This is a genomic window from Achromobacter sp. NFACC18-2 (assembly GCF_900108985.1).
GTDB lineage: Bacteria > Pseudomonadota > Gammaproteobacteria > Burkholderiales > Burkholderiaceae_B > Achromobacter.
In genome coordinates, this window is the sequence record NZ_FNYM01000018.1 from 47,813 (window position 1) to 62,394 (window position 14,582).

18 protein-coding genes and 1 tRNA gene are annotated in these 14,582 nt (G+C 64.5%); 14 read left to right on the plus strand and 5 right to left on the minus strand.

What is annotated here, in order from left to right; translation table 11 throughout:
* Positions 1 to 15 precede the first annotated feature (15 nt).
* Positions 16 to 354 carry a P-II family nitrogen regulator gene (locus tag BMW75_RS23690; protein ID WP_006218735.1) on the minus strand — a complete coding sequence of 113 codons (339 nt, stop codon included), beginning with the start codon at positions 352 to 354 and terminating at the stop codon, positions 16 to 18.
* 673 nt (positions 355 to 1,027) lie between these two features.
* Between BMW75_RS23690 and BMW75_RS23695 the strand changes: the two genes are divergently transcribed.
* The 9 genes from BMW75_RS23695 to BMW75_RS23735 all read left to right on the plus strand — a co-directional run bounded on the left by BMW75_RS23695 (position 1,028) and on the right by BMW75_RS23735 (position 8,594).
* Positions 1,028 to 1,303, plus strand: coding sequence for an accessory factor UbiK family protein (locus tag BMW75_RS23695; protein ID WP_092582120.1), 276 nt, complete (start codon positions 1,028 to 1,030; stop codon positions 1,301 to 1,303).
* Between the two features lie 129 nt (positions 1,304 to 1,432).
* Positions 1,433 to 2,959, plus strand: coding sequence for a YifB family Mg chelatase-like AAA ATPase (locus BMW75_RS23700; RefSeq protein WP_092582121.1), 1,527 nt, complete (start codon positions 1,433 to 1,435; stop codon positions 2,957 to 2,959).
* A gap of 376 nt (positions 2,960 to 3,335) precedes the next feature.
* On the plus strand, positions 3,336 to 3,533 hold the full coding sequence (rpmI, locus tag BMW75_RS23705) for a 50S ribosomal protein L35 (protein WP_066659711.1): 198 nt from the start codon (positions 3,336 to 3,338) through the stop codon (positions 3,531 to 3,533).
* A 17-nt stretch (positions 3,534 to 3,550) separates the two neighbouring features.
* Positions 3,551 to 3,910, plus strand: coding sequence for a 50S ribosomal protein L20 (gene rplT, locus BMW75_RS23710; RefSeq protein WP_006218741.1), 360 nt, complete (start codon positions 3,551 to 3,553; stop codon positions 3,908 to 3,910).
* A 77-nt stretch (positions 3,911 to 3,987) separates the two neighbouring features.
* Positions 3,988 to 5,010 (plus strand): phenylalanine--tRNA ligase subunit alpha, encoded by a 1,023-nt coding sequence (pheS, locus tag BMW75_RS23715; protein WP_092582122.1) that lies wholly within the window; start codon positions 3,988 to 3,990, stop codon positions 5,008 to 5,010.
* A 13-nt stretch (positions 5,011 to 5,023) separates the two neighbouring features.
* The gene (pheT, locus tag BMW75_RS23720; RefSeq protein WP_092582123.1) at positions 5,024 to 7,441 is read left to right on the plus strand and encodes a phenylalanine--tRNA ligase subunit beta; all 2,418 of its coding nucleotides are present in this window, start codon (positions 5,024 to 5,026) and stop codon (positions 7,439 to 7,441) included.
* A gap of 15 nt (positions 7,442 to 7,456) precedes the next feature.
* Positions 7,457 to 7,783, plus strand: coding sequence for an integration host factor subunit alpha (locus BMW75_RS23725; RefSeq protein ID WP_008159916.1), 327 nt, complete (start codon positions 7,457 to 7,459; stop codon positions 7,781 to 7,783).
* A 58-nt stretch (positions 7,784 to 7,841) separates the two neighbouring features.
* Positions 7,842 to 8,279: a MerR family transcriptional regulator gene (locus BMW75_RS23730; protein ID WP_092582124.1), complete on the plus strand. Its 438-nt coding sequence runs from the start codon at positions 7,842 to 7,844 to the stop codon at positions 8,277 to 8,279.
* Between the two features lie 238 nt (positions 8,280 to 8,517).
* Positions 8,518 to 8,594: transfer RNA gene (locus BMW75_RS23735), tRNA-Pro, on the plus strand.
* Between the two features lie 121 nt (positions 8,595 to 8,715).
* On the opposite strand, the gene BMW75_RS29285 is transcribed toward BMW75_RS23735, so the two are convergent.
* Complete coding sequence (locus tag BMW75_RS29285; RefSeq protein WP_139208592.1) at positions 8,716 to 8,940, minus strand: CrpP-related protein; 225 nt, start codon at positions 8,938 to 8,940, stop codon at positions 8,716 to 8,718.
* A 320-nt stretch (positions 8,941 to 9,260) separates the two neighbouring features.
* Between BMW75_RS29285 and BMW75_RS23740 the strand changes: the two genes are divergently transcribed.
* Complete coding sequence (locus BMW75_RS23740; RefSeq protein ID WP_139208593.1) at positions 9,261 to 9,623, plus strand: hypothetical protein; 363 nt, start codon at positions 9,261 to 9,263, stop codon at positions 9,621 to 9,623.
* A 13-nt stretch (positions 9,624 to 9,636) separates the two neighbouring features.
* Here the strand turns inward: BMW75_RS23740 and BMW75_RS23745 are convergent, their stop codons facing one another.
* Positions 9,637 to 9,879 carry a CrpP-related protein gene (locus BMW75_RS23745; protein WP_092582126.1) on the minus strand — a complete coding sequence of 81 codons (243 nt, stop codon included), beginning with the start codon at positions 9,877 to 9,879 and terminating at the stop codon, positions 9,637 to 9,639.
* 280 nt (positions 9,880 to 10,159) lie between these two features.
* Between BMW75_RS23745 and BMW75_RS23750 the strand changes: the two genes are divergently transcribed.
* Positions 10,160 to 11,074, plus strand: a complete 915-nt coding sequence (locus tag BMW75_RS23750; protein ID WP_092582127.1) for a PhzF family phenazine biosynthesis protein — start codon at positions 10,160 to 10,162, stop codon at positions 11,072 to 11,074.
* A 273-nt stretch (positions 11,075 to 11,347) separates the two neighbouring features.
* A complete protein-coding gene (locus BMW75_RS23755) occupies positions 11,348 to 11,782 on the plus strand; it encodes a GNAT family acetyltransferase (RefSeq protein ID WP_092582128.1) in 435 nt (144 codons plus the stop codon).
* 108 nt (positions 11,783 to 11,890) lie between these two features.
* On the opposite strand, the gene BMW75_RS23760 is transcribed toward BMW75_RS23755, so the two are convergent.
* The gene (locus BMW75_RS23760; RefSeq protein WP_092582129.1) at positions 11,891 to 12,844 is read right to left on the minus strand and encodes a M14 family metallopeptidase; all 954 of its coding nucleotides are present in this window, start codon (positions 12,842 to 12,844) and stop codon (positions 11,891 to 11,893) included.
* Between the two features lie 298 nt (positions 12,845 to 13,142).
* On the opposite strand from BMW75_RS23760, the gene BMW75_RS23765 reads away from it, so the two are divergent.
* Positions 13,143 to 13,463 carry a hypothetical protein gene (locus BMW75_RS23765; protein ID WP_254792116.1) on the plus strand — a complete coding sequence of 107 codons (321 nt, stop codon included), beginning with the start codon at positions 13,143 to 13,145 and terminating at the stop codon, positions 13,461 to 13,463.
* 110 nt (positions 13,464 to 13,573) lie between these two features.
* Positions 13,574 to 14,170, plus strand: a complete 597-nt coding sequence (locus BMW75_RS23770; protein WP_092582131.1) for a BPSL1445 family SYLF domain-containing lipoprotein — start codon at positions 13,574 to 13,576, stop codon at positions 14,168 to 14,170.
* Between the two features lie 97 nt (positions 14,171 to 14,267).
* Here BMW75_RS23770 and BMW75_RS23775 read toward each other — a convergent pair whose 3' ends face one another.
* Entirely contained in the window at positions 14,268 to 14,501 is a 234-nt protein-coding gene (locus tag BMW75_RS23775) for a hypothetical protein (protein WP_092582132.1), read from the minus strand.
* Positions 14,502 to 14,582 lie beyond the last annotated feature (81 nt).

The window sequence follows — 14,582 nt, forward strand, 5'->3', positions numbered from 1 at the left end:
TGAGTCTTTATTTATTTACAGCGCAGCTTCGCCGGCTTCGCCAGTTCTGATACGGATCACTTGTTCAAGGGGGGCGGCGAAGATCTTGCCGTCGCCGATCTTGCCGGTGCGGGCGGCTTGTTCGATTGCCTCGATGACCTGATCGACCAGGTGATCGGGCACGGCGGCCTCGACTCGCAGCTTGGGCAGGAAGTCGACGGCGTATTCGGCGCCGCGATAGAGTTCGGTGTGGCCTTTCTGGCGGCCGAAGCCCTTGACCTCGGTGACGGTCAGGCCTTGGACCCCGATTCCGGACAGAGCCACCCGCACTTCGTCGAGCTTGAAGGGCTTGATGATGGCGATGATGAGTTTCATGGCATTTCCTCTCATGGTTGCACGCTACCTGGGTAAAGCAATATCCATGCCATGTCCGGGCGGGGCTGCAAGGCCCGTGAAGGCGCGGAAATTGTGCGCAAAAGCACCATAATGGTGCGTAATGCACGGCATGGTGGCCTCAGTTTGGTGCGCGGCCGGGCGAATGGGGTCATGCAACCGGATGTGTTTGGCAGGGCCGATTTGTAGCGATTTAATGCACACTCGGTCGGCGCGCTGGCCAGCCCGCGCCCCAGCCCGTGCACCGCCCGATGGTGCGTAGCCGGGCGCTGAGCGTTGCGGGCCGGGGCTTTCGGGCCAGGCGTGCGCGCGGCCGTCCTGCTGTTTGCGGGAAGGTGGAGCCTAAATTGGGGAGCGATCGTGATACGAGGGTTTACACGGGCCCGCTTGTTGCCTGCGCGGGGCTCGAGAAGAATCCAAATCAGGATGCGCATCGGACATAGGGACGATGCACGGCGCGGCCGGAGCGATCGGCGGCGCGGCTAGCGGTGTTGGTAGGGGGTTGCCGTCAGGCAGCCCGGTTTTCTCCTGTGCTTTGAAGGGCGGTCACCGCATGCGGCCCGCCCCTTTTTTTGGGCGAACACAAATGGGCGCACCTGAAACCCGTCATCCGACGCACTACACTTGAGGCATCGAGAACTCAGAGAGGCCCCGTATGAACAATCGCACCCAGTGGATGGAAGACCTTCAGAAGAACATCTCCGACCTGATCGCCCGCAGTCCGGCGGCGGACGTGGAGCGCAACGTCCGCGCCATGATGACGCAGGCATTTTCCAAGCTGGACCTGGTCACTCGCGAAGAGTTCGACGTCCAGGCCGACCTGCTTACCCGCACACGCGCTCGAGTTGATCAACTGGCGGCGCAGGTCCAGCAGATGGAAGAGCGCCTGTCTGGTTTGGACAAGGGGCCGGGCGCGGGTCTGGACAAGTAAACAAGTCAGCAAGGCTTCTCGCTGCCCGCCCGCAGGCGGTTCCGAGCGAGATGGTTTTGTCACGGCCGCCTGCGCGGCCGTTTGTGTTTTTGCGGATACTTGGCGGCCCCGCACCCCCAGGAGACCGCCATGACGCTTGCCGTACTCGCCAGCAGGGCCCTTTGCGGCATGCACGCCCACGCGGTCCGCGTCGAAACGCACCTGGGGCCCGGGTTGCCGGGATTCAATGTAGTGGGCCTGGCCGACACCGAGGTCCGCGAAAGCCGCGAGCGCGTGAGGGCAGCCATCCTCAGCAGCGGCTTCGAGTTTCCCGCCGGGCGCATCACCGTCAGCCTGTCGCCGGCGGACATGCCCAAAGAGTCCGGCCGCTTCGACCTGCCCATCGCGCTGGGACTGCTGCTCGCCTCCGGGCAACTGGCCGCTCCCCCCAGCGACGGCGCGCAACCTGCCGCGCCCGATCCCGCGCTGGCGCACCTGGTGCTTGCCGGCGAGCTCTCCCTGACCGGGGCGCTCGTGCCGGTCGCCGCGCCGCTGGTCATCGCGTTGAGCGTGGCGCGGGACGCGCCGGACGCCACGTTGATCCTGCCTGCCGGCAGCGCCGAGCAGGCGGCCTGGGTGCCCGGGTTGCGGGTGCTGTCGGCTCGCTGCCTGGCGGACGTGGCGGCGCATGCGGCGGGGGCCTGCCTGCTGCCCAATGCCGCTCCAAATCCCTGGCCGACCCCCGCGCCAGTGCCTTGCCTGTCGGACGTCCGCGGGCAGCCCGGTGCCCGGCGGGCGCTGGAGGTCGCGGCGGCGGGCGGCCACAGCCTCCTCATGCTGGGGCCGCCGGGGGCGGGCAAGAGCATGTTGGCCGCTCGCCTGCCGGGCCTGCTGCCCCCGCTTGATCGCAGCCAGGCGCTGGAAGCCGCCGCCGTGGCGGCGATGGCCGGATTGCCGGACACGCTCAGCGGGCAGCCGCCGTTCAGGGCACCGCATCATTCCACGTCGGTCGCGGCGCTGGTTGGCGGGGGCAGCCGGCCGCGCCCCGGCGAAATCAGCCTGGCCCACCACGGCGTGCTCTTCCTGGATGAACTGCCCGAGTTCAGTCGCCGTTCACTGGAGGCGCTGCGCGAACCGCTGGAGGCGGGCAGGGTGGTCATCGCACGGGCCCTGTACGCCGCGCAATTTCCGGCCCGGTTCCAGCTCGTCGCCGCCATGAATCCCTGCCCGTGCGGCTGGCGCGGACATCCGGTGCGCACATGCTCGTGCACGCCGGATCAGGTGGCGCGGTACGCGGGCAAGATCTCCGGTCCGCTGCTGGACCGCATCGACCTGCACGTGGTGTTGCCGCCTTCCGATCCGGTCTGGATGGCCGCACCGCCTGGCGAGCCTTCCGCCGCCGTCCGGGAGCGCGTAATACGTTGCCGCGACCGCCAGTACGCCCGCCAAGGCAAGGCCAACGCAGACCTCGCGGGGGCTGAGCTGGACGAGTTCTGCGTCCTGGCCCCCGATGCGCAGTCGCTGCTGCAGGAGGCCATGCGCCGCCTTGCGGGGTCCGGCCGGGTGCTGCACCGGGCACTTCGGGTCGCCCGCACGATCGCCGATCTGGACGGCCACGACATACTGGCGGCCAGCCACGTCGCCCAGGCGGTGCAATACCGGCGTCCCGGCGTATGATCGCTGCGGGCCGCGCGTCGCCCGGCTTCGCGGTGTGCTCCCGACTCGACAAAGCGCAGGAAATCACCATATAATCAAAGGCTTTCCCGGATCTGGGCCGCCTTTTTTGCCTGGCTCTGGGAAGAAACGCGTAAATGAACGCGGTGCAGTTGGCCGCAGCAATTTGCGCGTTACCTCCAGAAGTGGCAACAGGTCTACAAGTTTTGCCGCAGGAATGGTAGTAGCCCTTGAAAAGGTAACCCCTAAGGTAACCCTTGAAAGGGTAACCCCTGAAAAGGGGCCCCGTAGGCGTTAAGCCTTCAGGCTCGAACCCTTCCTCGTCAAGCACCTGGCGTCATGTAAATCAACAATGCGTGTTTTAGTTTAGGGAATCATCATGCCCAAGATGAAAACCAAGAAAAGCGCCTCGAAGCGCTTTAAGGTGCGCGGCAGCGGCTCCATCAAGCGTGGTCAGGCGTTCAAGCGTCACATCCTGACCAAGAAGACCACCAAGAACAAGCGCCAACTGCGCGGTTCGGCGGCGGTTCATGAAACCAACGTGGCCTCCGTCAAGGCCATGATGCCTTTCGCTTGATCTAAGGGAGATCTACTATGCCTCGCGTCAAACGCGGCGTTACCGCCCGCGCACGTCACAAGAAAGTCATTGCCGCCGCCAAGGGTTACCGTGGCCGCCGCGGTAATGTGTTCCGCATTGCCAAGCAAGCGGTCATGCGCGCTGGCCAATACGCCTACCGCGACCGCCGCAACAAGAAGCGCACGTTCCGCGCTCTCTGGATCACGCGTATCAACGCCGCCGTCCGTGAGCATGGCGTGAGCTACAGCGTGTTCATCGCTGGCCTGAAGAAGGCTTCGATCGAACTCGACCGCAAGGTCCTGGCCGATCTGGCCGTGCGCGACAAGGCCGGCTTTGCCGCCATCGTGCAGCAAGCCAAGGCTGCCTTGGCTGCCTGATCGCGCGCTTTAACTCATCGCGCATCGCTGCAAACGGGGCTGTAATGGCCCCGTTTGCGTTTTGAAGGCTGGATTTCATGACTCGATTGGTTGACGACCTGGTAGACCAGGCGCAAGAACGGTTCGCCGCGGCAACGGATGCCGCCGCGCTCGAGAACGCAAAAGCTCGTTTCCTGGGCAAGGAAGGCGCCCTGACGGTGCTGCTCAAGGGGCTGGGCAAGCTCGATCCCGAGCAGAAGCGAGAGGCGGGCGCTCGGATCAACCAGGCCAAGCAGAAGATCGAAGAGCTTCTGAACTCGCGCCGCGCCGCACTGGCGCAGGCGGAGCTGGATGCCCGTCTGGCATCCGAAACCATTGACGTCACCCTGCCGGGCCGTGGTCGCGCGCCGGGCGGCATCCATCCGGTGATCCGGACCTGGGAGCGCGTGGAAGAGATCTTCCGCTCCATTGGCTTCGACGTGGCCGACGGCCCCGAAGTGGAAAACGACTGGACCAATTTCACCGCATTGAACAACCCGCTGGATCATCCGGCGCGTTCCATGCAGGACACGTTCTACGTCGACATGAACGACGCGGACGGCCTGCCGCTGTTGCTGCGCACGCACACCAGCCCCATGCAGGTGCGCTACGCCCGCATGAACAAACCGCCCATCAAGGTCATCGCGCCCGGGCGCACCTATCGCGTCGACAGCGACGCCACGCACTCGCCCATGTTCCACCAGGTGGAAGGGCTCTGGATCGCCGAGGACATCTCGTTTGCCGACCTGAAGGGCGTGTACACCGATTTCCTGCGTTGCTTCTTTGAAAGCGACGACCTGGTCGTGCGTTTCCGGCCGTCGTTCTTCCCGTTCACGGAGCCATCCGCCGAGATCGACATGATGTTCACCTCGGGTCCCAATCGCGGCCGCTGGCTGGAAATCTCCGGATCCGGTCAGGTGCATCCGCAGGTCGTGCGCAACTTCGGGCTGGATCCCGAGCGCTACATCGGCTTTGCCTTCGGTTCCGGACTCGAGCGCCTGACGATGTTGCGCTACGGCGTCAACGATCTGCGCCAGTTCTACGAAGGCGATTTGCGCTTCCTGCGCCAGTTCAACGAATAACAGACGGCTGATCATGCAATTTCCCGAATCCTGGCTGCGTACGCTGGTCAATCCTCCGATCGCAACCGATGAACTCGCGCACCGGCTCACCATGGCCGGCCTGGAAGTCGAAGAGACCGCGCCCGCCGCACCGGCGTTCACGGGCGTGGTCGTGGCGCACATCGTCGAAATCGCCCCACACCCTGACGCCGACAAGCTGCGCGTCTGCCAGGTGGACGACGGCTCGGGCGAGCGCCTGCAGATCGTGTGCGGCGCGCCGAACGCCGCGGCCGGCCTCAAGGTGCCGCTCGCCCGCGTGGGCGCGGAACTGCCCGGCGGCATGAAGATCGGCGTTGCCAAGATGCGCGGCGTCCAGTCGTCCGGCATGCTGTGCTCGGCCCGCGAGCTGGGCCTGTCGCAGGACCATGCAGGCCTGCTGGAATTGCCGGAGGACATGGTTCCGGGCCAGTCCATCCGCGAAGCCCTGGACCTGGACGACACGCTCTTCACGCTCAAGCTCACGCCCAATCGCGCCGACTGCCTGTCGATCCTGGGCGTGGCGCGCGAAGTGGCCGCGTTGACCGGCGCGCCGCTGTCGGTTCCCACCGCGGCCGCCGTGCCCGTCACCCTGGATGAGCGCCTGCCCGTCAAGATCGAGGCCCCTGACCTCTGCGGCCGCTTTGGCGGCCGCGTCATCCGCGGCGTCAACGCCCGCGCCGCGACGCCCGAGTGGATGAAGACGCGCCTGGAGCGCGCCGGCCAACGCTCGCTGTCGGCGCTGGTGGATATCTCCAATTACGTGATGCTCGAACTGGGCCGCCCGTCGCACGTCTTCGATCTGGACAAGATCGGCGGCGACATCAGCGTGCGCTGGGCGCGCGAAGGCGAAACGCTCGAACTGCTCAACGGCCAGACCGTCACGCTGGACCCCAAGGTCGGCGTGGTCGTTGCAGGCGAGCAGGTCGAAAGCCTGGCCGGCATCATGGGCGGCGAAGCCACCTCCGTGACGCTGGACACGCAGAACATCTATCTCGAAGCCGCGTTCTGGTGGCCGCAAGCCATTGCCGGCCGCGCGCGCCGCTTCAAGTTCAGCTCGGAAGCCAGCCACCGCTTCGAGCGCGGCGTGGACTACGCCAGCATTCCCGAGCATCTGGAATTCATCACCCGCCTCATCGTCGACATTTGCGGCGGACAGGTGGGGCCCATCGACGATCAGATCGTCAATCTGCCCCAGCGTCCGCCGGTGCGCATGCGCCTGGCGCGCTGCCATCGCGTTCTGGGCGTGCCGGTCACGCGCGAACAGGTCGCCACGATCTTCGGCAGCCTGGGCCTGGAGTACGCGGTCGAGGGAGACGATTTCATCGTCAACCCGCCGTCGTACCGCTTCGATCTGGAAATCGAGGAAGACCTGATCGAAGAAGTGGCGCGCATCTACGGCTTCGAAAGCATCCCCGACGTGCCGCCCATGGCGCGCGCCAAGATGTTCTCGCAACCCGAGGTGCGCCGCGGCGCGCATGCGCTGCGTCGCCTGACTGCCGCGCAGGACTACCAGGAAGTCGTCAACTACAGCTTCGTGGAAGCGGATTGGGAACGCGACTACGCCGGCAACGACAATCCGGTGCGCCTGGTCAATCCCATCGCCAGCCATCTGTCGGTCATGCGTTCCAGCCTGATCGGCGGGCTGGTGGCCAATATCCGCCACAACGCCAACCGCAAGCAGTCGCGCGTGCGCCTGTTCGAGCTGGGCCGCGTGTTCATGCGCGACGCGTCGGCGCAGGATGGTCCGCTGGAAGTGGCGGGCGTGCGCCAGCCCATGAAGCTCGCAGGCGCGGCCTGGGGCCCGGCGGCTGAAGAGCAGTGGGGCGTGCCCACGCGCCAGGTGGACTTCTTTGACGTGAAGATGGACGTGGAATCGCTGTTCGGCGCCCGTGGCCGTCGCCTGCGTTTCGAAGCGGCTTCGCATCCGGCGCTGCACCCCGGTCGTGGCGCGCGCGTCATGCTGGACGGCAAGGAAGTCGGCTGGATCGGCGAACTCCATCCGCGCTGGGCGCAGCAGGCCGACCTGGCGCATGCGCCGGTGGTCTTCGAACTGGATGTGGAGGCGCTGTCGGAAGGCGAACTGCCGCAGGTGCGCGAACTCTCGCGCCAGCCCGTGGTGGTGCGCGATCTGGCGTTGTGGGTGGACGAACACGTGACGGTCCAATCCATGCTGGACACCGTTGCCGCAGCCGTCAAGGGCGATGCGCAACTGGCTGTCGTGCAGGATGCGCGCGTGTTCGACGTGTGGCGCGACAAGGCCCAGGGCAGCGAGCCCGTCGCCGAGAAAAGCCTTGCTTTCCGTTTCTGGCTACAGGACACTGAAGTCACATTGGACGAAGCCCGCGTGGCGGATTGCCTGGCGCGCATCAAGGATGCCTTGGTCGCTGCGCACGGCGCGCGCCAGCGTGCCTGAACCAAGGGGACCAGTATGCTTGCCGAGCAACGCACCCTCACCAAGGCCGAGCTGGCCGAACTGCTCTTCGAGCGGGTCGGCCTGAACAAGCGCGAGGCCAAGGACATCGTCGATACGTTCTTCGAGGAAATCCGCGACGCCCTGGCGCGCGGAGATTCCGTGAAGCTGTCGGGTTTTGGTAATTTCCAGGTGCGCGACAAACCGCCGCGCCCTGGCCGCAATCCGAAGACCGGAGAGACCATTCCCATCGCCGCGCGGCGCGTGGTTACGTTCCACGCCAGCCAGAAACTCAAGAGCGTGGTTGAGCAGGCGGTCCCCGCAGCGCCCGACGCCGCGGAGTGATACGCTTTGTCGGTAATTGTTATCGGCGCCCCACGTTTCGCGCGCATAAAATCCGCTTATGACACGTACTGAATCCACCGTTACCCTACCGCCCATTCCCGCCAAGCGTTACTTCACCATCGGCGAAGTCAGCGACCTGTGTGGCGTCAAGCCTCATGTATTGCGGTACTGGGAACAGGAATTCACGCAGCTCAAGCCCGTGAAGCGCCGCGGCAACCGCCGTTATTACCAGCACCACGAAGTGCTGCTGATCCGCCGCATCCGCTCCTTGCTCTACGAGCAAGGCTTCACGATCAGCGGCGCGCGCAATCGCCTGGGCGACGCGCGCGACGTGCCGCACGACCAGGACGCCGCCGTGCGCCTGTCGGGCACCGAGATCCAGTCGCTGCGCAGCGAACTCACCAACGTGTCGGCGATGCTCGCCGAGGCGCTGGGCAATCCGGCGGCCGCGCCGGCGTCTGCCGCAACCGCAACGCAAGCGGCTCCCGCCGCGTGACGCGCGCGCAGCGCATGCGCGTCATTTGATATCCCAAGATTGATTGCAGTATCCGCAACGCGCGCTGGCCTCGATGGCGGCGCGCGATGCCATCTGTAGTACCTATCGTCTCGCGCGCGCTGGTTCGCCAGGAATGGCACGGCATGCGGCGAGGCGAAGCAAAAAAATTCGAGTATTCAGCTTTTTTTTGCACCAATGCGTGCAAACATTTTTTAGTTCTGCTATACTCTTTTTCTTTCGGGGCGTAGCGCAGCCTGGTAGCGCACTTGCATGGGGTGCAAGGGGTCGCGAGTTCGAATCCCGCCGTCCCGACCAGCAGTTCCAAGGCCGTTAGTGAGTGATCTCACTAACGGCCTTTCTCATTTCCGGGCCTTTCTCATTTCCGTGCCAATCTCATTCTGGCACCGCGCATGCATGCCCCATGCAGCCGAGCGCTTTAATCCACCGATTGTTGCAGCACTCTGCGTCGATGCAATTCAGCAAGCCGCGCGGCGGTTTCTTCGCGCCAGCCGGCTTCCCAGGAGGCCAGCCTGGCGCGCCATGTGGGTAGGGATTCGCCGGTGTGGTCCGGCATGTTCATCGCCTTCATGAGGGGACAAGCCGAAAGCGGTACGCCATATCTGGCGGCTTCCTGGCCGGCTCTGTGGATTGGGTCATCCATTTCGCGCCTCCTGGGGGGGATAGGTCCTAAGCCAAAAGATGAGCGCGATCGCCATCCAAGTCCAGAAAAGTTACGCGAAGAAATAGCGGGATGGATCAGTCCGGTCAGTCTGATCATTTCCATCAGGGGCCTCCTACCTGCCTTACAGCGGCCTCACGCTTGCCTCACACCAGCCTCACGCCTGCCTCATGCTTGCCTCATGTTTGCCCGATGCTTGCCTCGTCCTTCGCAAGTTCGAAAGTTTCTGATGGAGGTCGGTGACTGCCCCGCCTAAGCTGGCAGCCTCTGCGCGACAACGCGCCGCTGGTAACGGGGTCGGGATGATAGGACTGCTGTGGAGATGGATCCGGGAAGGCACGCATCAGGTGGACAGCGACTTCTACTTGCGGGAGTACCCCGACGTCGCCCGGTCGCCGATATCGCCGGATCATCATTACGTGCGCCACGGTGCGCTGGAAGGGCGCGTGCCGAATGAGCGGGTCAAGGTCGTGCGTCTCTACGGATTCTGGGGAGGGCGCTGGAAGCGACTGACGGGTGGCCGCGATCACGCGCTGACGGGGTGTTTCGGGGAGCACGCATGCCGCGGTATGCAATGCGCTGTGCAAGCGAAAGGTCCCATGACGCACGGCGGCCTTGGCGAGCGCACCGCGCGAACCACGGGCGGCATTATGCGGGAAGAATGAGTCGGCCGGTGGTTCAATTGCACAGGCGCGCCAAGGCGCGCGATTCGTAGCGACACCGGCCCTCCGGCAACGGCTTGCCAGCGCCGCAGGCCTCACGCCATCCGGCTTCCCACGCTTGAACCTTGTTATGCCATTCGGCGATCGATTCGCCTGTGTGGCCAGGCATGGCGGCCGCGCGATAGTACGGGCAGTCCCAACAGGTCAGTCCGTCGCGGGCCGCTTGGGCGCCCAGCTTTTGAATGTCTTCGCGTTGCATCGCAATCTCCTCCAAAGTGGAGGCTCGGGACGCAAAGTATTCCGCAGACCCCTGCGGTTATCAATAGTGACGGCGCACCACATGCTCCAGTGCCGGCGTCACTTCGGGGCGCTTGCCGGCTTCGGCGTGCGCCGTGGCGCGCGCGAGGCGCTTCGCACTTCAACGCCGTCGCATAGGCTGTTATGCGCGAAATTTCACGCGACTGTGCCTGTTGCGCGCGTGCCGCGACACGCACAATCTCCGCTCCCCGCCCGGACCGGGCGGCTCTGGAGGACGCTGTATGCGCTACCGCTATGTCACCGCCGATGTGTTCACTGGCCATGCTTATCTTGGCAACCCGCTGGCCGTCGTGCTCGATGCCCAGGGGCTCGATGCAAGCCAGATGCAGCGGATCGCACGTGAATTCAATTATTCGGAAACCAGTTTTGTAATGCCCGCTCGCGATCCGGCCCATACGGCGCGGGTGCGCATCTTTACGCCGGATCGCGAGGTGCCGTTTGCCGGTCATCCGAACGTCGGCACGGCCGTGGTGCTGGCGCGCGAGCAGATCGCGGCGGGGCGGCCAGCGCCGCAAGCGTTCGTGTTCGAAGAGGAGGCCGGTCTGGTGCGTATTGCGCTGGTTTACGGCGAACGCGGTCTGCAGGGTGCGCAACTGCTTGCGCCGCAGCCGTTGTCCCGCGGCAGCGAGGCGCCGGTGGATGCGGTGGCGCGCGCGCTGCGGCTGGCGCCCGCCGACATCGCGGTGTCCGAGCACGCGCCCATGGTGGTATCGGTCGGCCTGCCGTTTCTCGTCGTGCAGCTTGCCAGCCGCGAGGCCTTGCGGCGGGCGGCGCCGGATTCTGGCGGCTATGCAGCCTTGATGCCGCAGCTCGGCGCCAAGTCGATTTATGCGTACACGACCGATACGGCCGGCGACACGACGGACGCGCCTACCGATATCCAGGCGCGCATGTTGACCGGCCGGATGACCGAGGATCCCGCCACGGGCAGTGCGACGGCTGCGGTCACGGCGCTGCGGGCATTGATTGCGGGCAAGGGCGACTTGCGCTTGCGTGTGGGGCAGGGCGTGGACATGGGGCGCGCCAGCCTGTTGCTGGCCGAGGCGCAGCCGCGGGACGACGGTGTATGGGCCAAGGTGGCGGGGCAGGCGGTAGTGGTGATGGAAGGCACGCTGCCCGCGCCGGCCGGTCATTGACGGGCACACCGCCGCCACACGCGACGTAGCGTGCGGGCTGGCGTCTCGTGTATGCTCTGACGCATGAACGCATCGCCAGCCGCTGCCGCATGCCGCGCAGATTTTCGACGAATCACTCGACGTCTACGTTGAGTGGTCAGTCGCGTTCGGGCGCCGTTCTTGCGGCGCTCTTCCCAGAAGGCCACGATATCCTCGTGGCCTTTTGTTTGCAGGATCGACCCCCGCCCGAGGCGTATCGCAAGGTCTTCGCTTTTCCAGAGAAAGGAATCAAGCATGACCCTTCAAGACCTCGCCATCCGGCCTTTCCATCCGTCCGACGAGACGGCGATCATTGCGTTGTGGCACGCCTGCGGATTGACGCGGCCGTGGAACGATCCTCGCAAGGACGTTGCGCGCAAGCTTTCGGTCCAGTCCGATCTGTTCCTGGTCGGCACGCTGGATGGCGTCATCGTCGCAACGCTGATGGGCGGTTATGACGGCCATCGTGGGTGGATCAACTATCTGGCGGTGTCGCCCGCGCATCGGCGGCGCAATTACGCCACGGCGCTGATGCGCGCGGTGGAGCGCAAGTTGTTGGCGATGGGGTGTCCGAAGATCAATCTGCTGATCCGCTCGGAGAATGTGGCGGTCAAACGTTTCTACGACAGCCTGGGCTTTGAGCAGGATGCGGTGATCAGCATGGGAAAGCGTTTGATTCCGGATCGTTGAACGCCGCGGCGGACGCATCGGCGCGGCGCCGATGGAGGTCCGCTTCGGGACGCGGCTGCAACCGCGCTCCTTGATGGAGCGCCACCGCGCCGCGTCCCTGGGAATGCGTCAGATCGCTTGCGTCAAGTACACGGCCTCGCGGCCGACGATGGGCATGCGCGTGGGCATGAAGATCGTGCACTGGTCGCACGGCGAGCGGATTTCCTCGGCGCCGTTCATGGCGATCAGTTCGCCCTTGTCGAACGTCTCGAAGCCGATGACGGGGCGCGTGAAGGCGAAGTCTTCGGACTTCACCATGTGGACCTCCAGCAAGCGATAGCGCTGCGGGATGGGCGGCGGCGCGGCGTCGGCCGGCGTATCGATGAGACCCAGGTGTGCCAGGAACCGCATCGTCACGTCGGTCGCCAGTTCGGCTGCGGAGCGGGCGAAATGCTGCCCGCATTCCACGACGAGCGCGCCGCCGCTGTCGGACATAGGGTCGCCGTGGTGGCCATAGCCCATGACGCCGGTGCCGGGAAACTTGTCCTGCGGCATGACCAGATGCACCTGCGGCGCGCCCACTGCGGCGGCCAGGGCGGTGTTGCGATCCATTTCGTTGTAGACCCAGAAGGGCTGCACGGGCGCGCGGGTGGAGTGGATATCCAGCACGAAGTCGGCGGCGTCCAGCACGGGGCGCATTTCGCGGGCGCGGCGCAATTCCGGGCTGTCTTCTGGGCCGTCGAGCATGGCCGCGGACCAGATGCGGTTCAGGTTGTGGACGAGCTGGCGATTGTCGTACGGCCTGTCGATGTCGAAGGCCTCGTAGGCTTCCACATGCGCAAAGCTGACCGTCAGCGTGCCGATCTTCGGACGCACGCCGGTGTCCAGCAAATGCGTGGCGGCCACCATGCCGCAGATCTCGTTGCCATGGGTGATGGCGTTGATCAGCACATGCGGGCCGGGCTTGCCGGAATCGAAGCGATGGACGTACGGTATGCCGGTATTGCCCTCGCGGTAGGCGGACAGGTCGCGAGGCAGGATCTCCAAGGGAGCGGTGTCAGGTTCGAAGGCGGATTTGTTCATGGGTGTCATGGGCTGTTTAAGCGTGGGCCGACGCGATCGCCTGTCAGAAAAATGGGGCGGGCGCCCGGACATTATGGCCGCGATCCGCGGGTTCGTCCGGACGGCTGGAAAAAAATGATAAGCATTGCCATGCGTTGACGATTGCGCCGAGCGTCGATTGCCCAGGTTGCGACGCCAGAATAATCGCCAGAAAAAAATGTGCGGCACCCCTGAAAACAGCCTTGTTTTCAGACTATTTTGCAGTATTCAAGATGCGTCGATACTACCCCCATTAGTATGGTTTAACCCCTTGAAAACAGTGCTTTGCAAGCCAGTTTGTTTTTGGCATATTGCGGCCGGGCAAGCAGATTTTCACAGGTGCAGAATGGGCGGGTGGCCGCAGCGTCATATCAACGGGTTTCAAGTGGAGTGCGAAGTCGTCAACCTGAATCCCGGTGTATTGGCCATTGAAATAACCGTCAGCCGCAATGGCGACGCAGCGGGTCGGCAGCGTTGGTCGTTGCCGCGGTTCGTGACGTTCAATGATCCCGCGGTCGCGCGCCGGCACGCGGAACTGGTGCTGTCGGGCATCGTGTCGGTGGACGAATTTACTGGCGAGCCTCGCTACGGCATTCTGTAGGGCCGCATATCCGCCGCTAGTTTTTTGTTTCGTTTATCACATTCGTGTGTCTTGTCGGATGAGGAATGACCGGTAAAGTTGTCACTGGACGACAACAAAAGGAGAGTTCCATGTTCGACACTTTTCCTGCTCTGCGCCGTACCGGCATGGCAATCACGCTGGGCGCTGCGGGCCTGCTGTTTGCGGGATGTACAACGACCACGCCGTCCAAGTCGCCGGCCGCCTCGACGGCCGAGCAGCGGCAGTCGCTGAACAGCGCGGCCAATGCGACCCTCACCAAACTGTATGAAGCTTCGCCGCAGTCCAAGGATCTGGTGGCCCGGGCCAAGGGTGTGCTGGTGTTCCCGGATGTCTTGAGCGGCAGCTTTATTGTCGGGGCTGAGCATGGCAAGGGTGTGCTGCGCGTGAATGGCGCGAACGCGGGCTACTACAGCACGACCGCGGGCTCGATCGGCTTCCAGGCCGGCGCGCAGTCCAAGGCGATGGTCCTGCTGTTCATGACGGAAGACGCGCTGAACAAATTCCGCAACAGCAGCGGTTGGACGGTTGGCGCCGATGCCACGGTGGCGGTGGTCAATATTGGCGCTAACGGCCGCATCGACACCAACACGGCGCAGCAGCCGGTGGTCGGATTCGTGATGAACAATGGCGGCCTGATGGCGGGCGTGTCGCTGGCGGGCACCAAGATCTCGAAGCTCGAACCCTGATCGGCCCAGTGCCAGTAAAAACGCCGCGGACGATTATGTCCGCGGCGTTTTTTTTGCGAGGCAGGAGGGCACTGCCTCGCCGGATTGTGCCGGCCGGTCAGCCGATCACGCCGTCGCTGCTTTTGCGGATGGCTGCTTCGCGATCGATCTCGGCTTGTTCGATCTTCGGATCCAGGCCGCGCCAGCGAACGATGTGGCCGCGCTCTTCCTCGGGCTCCCAGCCCAGCATGCCGTAGCGCGTGATTTCAGTTTCGCCCGTGGCGAACTCCACTTCAAAGTAACCCTGACGATCGGGTAGCGTACTGCCGGGGAACCATTCGGTTTCGGGCATGGTTTGCTCCTTGCTAAGCGATGGGAGGGATGCTGGCGCCGATCAGGACAAGCCGGCGCCAGGCGCATTCATTGTGGGCTT

Excerpts from the sequence above, each read along its gene's own strand:
- BMW75_RS23775 (WP_092582132.1), bottom strand. The coding sequence starts at position 14,501 with ATGCCCGAAACCGAATGGTTCCCCGGCAGTACGCTACCCGATCGTCAG.
- rpmI (WP_066659711.1), top strand. The coding sequence starts at position 3,336 with ATGCCCAAGATGAAAACCAAGAAAAGCGCCTCGAAGCGCTTTAAGGTG.
- BMW75_RS23750 (WP_092582127.1), top strand. The coding sequence starts at position 10,160 with ATGCGCTACCGCTATGTCACCGCCGATGTGTTCACTGGCCATGCTTAT.
- pheT (WP_092582123.1), top strand. The coding sequence starts at position 5,024 with ATGCAATTTCCCGAATCCTGGCTGCGTACGCTGGTCAATCCTCCGATC.
- BMW75_RS23700 (WP_092582121.1), top strand. The coding sequence starts at position 1,433 with ATGACGCTTGCCGTACTCGCCAGCAGGGCCCTTTGCGGCATGCACGCC.
- BMW75_RS23690 (WP_006218735.1), bottom strand. The coding sequence starts at position 354 with ATGAAACTCATCATCGCCATCATCAAGCCCTTCAAGCTCGACGAAGTG.
- pheS (WP_092582122.1), top strand. The coding sequence starts at position 3,988 with ATGACTCGATTGGTTGACGACCTGGTAGACCAGGCGCAAGAACGGTTC.
- BMW75_RS23695 (WP_092582120.1), top strand. The coding sequence starts at position 1,028 with ATGAACAATCGCACCCAGTGGATGGAAGACCTTCAGAAGAACATCTCC.
- rplT (WP_006218741.1), top strand. The coding sequence starts at position 3,551 with ATGCCTCGCGTCAAACGCGGCGTTACCGCCCGCGCACGTCACAAGAAA.
- BMW75_RS23725 (WP_008159916.1), top strand. The coding sequence starts at position 7,457 with ATGCTTGCCGAGCAACGCACCCTCACCAAGGCCGAGCTGGCCGAACTG.
- BMW75_RS23760 (WP_092582129.1), bottom strand. The coding sequence starts at position 12,844 with ATGAACAAATCCGCCTTCGAACCTGACACCGCTCCCTTGGAGATCCTG.
- BMW75_RS23740 (WP_139208593.1), top strand. The coding sequence starts at position 9,261 with ATGATAGGACTGCTGTGGAGATGGATCCGGGAAGGCACGCATCAGGTG.
- BMW75_RS23755 (WP_092582128.1), top strand. The coding sequence starts at position 11,348 with ATGACCCTTCAAGACCTCGCCATCCGGCCTTTCCATCCGTCCGACGAG.
- BMW75_RS23770 (WP_092582131.1), top strand. The coding sequence starts at position 13,574 with ATGTTCGACACTTTTCCTGCTCTGCGCCGTACCGGCATGGCAATCACG.
- BMW75_RS23745 (WP_092582126.1), bottom strand. The coding sequence starts at position 9,879 with ATGCAACGCGAAGACATTCAAAAGCTGGGCGCCCAAGCGGCCCGCGAC.
- BMW75_RS29285 (WP_139208592.1), bottom strand. The coding sequence starts at position 8,940 with ATGGATGACCCAATCCACAGAGCCGGCCAGGAAGCCGCCAGATATGGC.
- BMW75_RS23730 (WP_092582124.1), top strand. The coding sequence starts at position 7,842 with ATGACACGTACTGAATCCACCGTTACCCTACCGCCCATTCCCGCCAAG.